The following is a 2,280-nucleotide window of genomic DNA, read 5'->3' as shown; positions in this document are numbered from 1 at the left end:
GAGCTGGTATGTGAGGTCGCTTTTACAGAAGTAACTGATGATGGTGTTTTTCGCCATCCGTCTTTTCAGGGCATGCGTGAAGATAAAAAAGCCAAAGAGGTGGTAAGAGAAATAGAAGTGCCAACAGAGAAAATTGTTGACGACACCAATGAAGAAAACCCACATGCACAGGCAATAAAGGCGCCAAAAAGTAAAATACCTAAAACTTTGTTGAACCCGAAAGATGAAACACAGGTAAGGAAAATTAAAGGCCACGAGCTTAAATTTACCAATCTGAGTAAAATTTATTGGCCCGAAGATAAAGTAACCAAAAGAGATATGTTTAACTACTATTATCAGGTTGCTGATTACATTTTGCCTTACCTGAAAGATCGCCCACAGTCGCTTAACCGCTTTCCGGGCGGAATTCATGGCAGTAGTTTTTACCAGAAAGATGTTAAAGGGAAAGCACCAGATTGGGCTGAAACTTTTCCTTATGAAAATGGTGAAGGCGAAAAAAAAGAATACCTTGTTGGAACAGATGAAGCTTCATTACTCTGGATGGCGAGTTTAGGCTGTATAGAAATGAATCCGTGGTTTAGCCGGGTGCAAAGTCCCGATAATCCTGATTACTGTGTAATTGATTTAGATCCTGATAAACATACCTTTGATCAGGTGGTTGAGGCAGCGCTGGAAACAAAAAAAGTATTAGATGCCATAAATGTACCCAGTTATTGTAAAACATCAGGTTCAACCGGAATGCATATTTACATTCCTTTAAATGCCAAATATAGTTATGAGCAAAGCCAGATGTTTGCCAAAATAGTGGTTAACCTGGTGCATAATCAAATACCAGAATATACTTCGCTTGAGCGCATGGTAGCGGCCCGAAAGGGAAAAATGTACCTCGATTTTTTACAGAATAGACCAGGGGCAACCATAGCCGGGCCTTATTCTTTACGACCAAAAATTGGAGCAACGGTATCAATGCCATTGCATTGGGATGAAGTTAAACCGGGTTTAAAAATGAAAGATTTTAATATTTTTAATACCATCGATCGTTTGAAAGTTGAAGGAGATCTGTTTAAAGGTGTACTGGGAAAAGGAATCGATTTAGTTAAGGCTATTGACAAAGCTAAAAGTGTTTTTGGATAAAGCTCACGATCTTTTCCTGCTTTCATTATATTTGGAAAAAATTAAAAAATGATCGCACACCACGTTTTATTCTGGCTAAAAGCCGATACCACCGATGAGCAGAAAGTTGCTTTCCGCAATGGCTTACAAACATTAGAAAATATTGAAGTTGTTAAAACTTTTCACATTGGTTTACCAGCACCAATTGAGCGTGCTGTGGTAGATACCACTTATACATTTAGCCTCCTGCTGTTATTTGAAGATTTAGCTGCGCATGATGTTTATCAGGTTCACCCATTACATAAAGCTTTTCTGGATGAATTCAGGGTTTACTTCGAAAAGGTTGTAATTTACGACGCAGAATAAAAGAAATACCTCCGACAAAAATCGGAGGTATTTTTTTGTCGCTATTTTTAATAAATTGAATTTATTATTTGGAATTATTCTAAATAATAAGATATTTGTTAAATCTATCGATAATTTGAACTGTTAAAGCCATGTGTAAAACCATCGTACTTGCTCAAAACGAAAACATCACCATTGCTCAATGCAATAATTGCAAAGTTTTAAATATATGGCGCTCGGGGGTTTTAATGAACTTTTCTTTTGATCAGTTTGATGCTTTTTATGCGGCTACCAAAAAACTAGATTTCGACGATTATTTAGAGAATAGACCCGATGGGAGGCAGGTTGTTATTTTATCAACCCCATTTCCTGATATCAGTTTAGTTTTTACAAGAGAAGAATGGTACGAATTTTTTACTAAAATAGACGAAGCGTTGTACATGAAACGGGTTTATGAGATTGTGTATTACTAATTAACACTACAATTTTGTATGTTTGTTTCTTATTTATAAGTAATTTACGATACTACAAAACCAAAGCCTTTTTGATTACGTAAATACTTCAAACTGCAATCTTATGGAAAAAACAGCTACATTAATTAAAAGAGCATCCCTCAACGTAAATCAGTTAGATAGCATTAAAATTGGTGATTTATTATCTGATGAATATGGTAAATCGGGTAAAGTGTATGAAATCGAAAAAGTAAACCGCCATGGTGAATTTCATTATTACTTTAAATTATTTAAATCGGGTACCATCCTAATTATTCTTTAATTCCTTTCATGGTTAAATAAACCGGTAGGTAATATTATTGGTGTAAGG

Annotated in this window: 4 protein-coding genes; all 4 read left to right on the top strand. The window is 35.6% G+C overall.

Going from position 1 to position 2,280, the window contains the following annotated elements; genetic code table 11:
• Nucleotides 1-1,134, top strand: a 1,134-nt coding sequence (gene ligD / locus AC1DPQ_RS25405) for a non-homologous end-joining DNA ligase (RefSeq protein WP_477611266.1), incomplete at its 5' end; no start/stop codon positions are given.
• Between the two features lie 48 nt (nucleotides 1,135-1,182).
• Entirely contained in the window at nucleotides 1,183-1,479 is a 297-nt protein-coding gene (locus AC1DPQ_RS25400) for a Dabb family protein (RefSeq protein ID WP_477585237.1), read from the top strand.
• Between the two features lie 131 nt (nucleotides 1,480-1,610).
• The gene (locus tag AC1DPQ_RS25395; protein WP_477611265.1) at nucleotides 1,611-1,931 is read left to right on the top strand and encodes a hypothetical protein; all 321 of its coding nucleotides are present in this window, start codon (nucleotides 1,611-1,613) and stop codon (nucleotides 1,929-1,931) included.
• A gap of 103 nt (nucleotides 1,932-2,034) precedes the next feature.
• The gene (locus AC1DPQ_RS25390; protein WP_215127748.1) at nucleotides 2,035-2,232 is read left to right on the top strand and encodes a hypothetical protein; all 198 of its coding nucleotides are present in this window, start codon (nucleotides 2,035-2,037) and stop codon (nucleotides 2,230-2,232) included.
• The last annotated feature ends 48 nt before the right edge of the window (nucleotides 2,233-2,280 follow it).

Source organism: Pedobacter sp. 01T416_2 (assembly GCF_056398925.1).
Note: the sequence above shows the minus strand (reverse complement) of the source record. Positions and strands in the feature narration are given on the sequence as shown.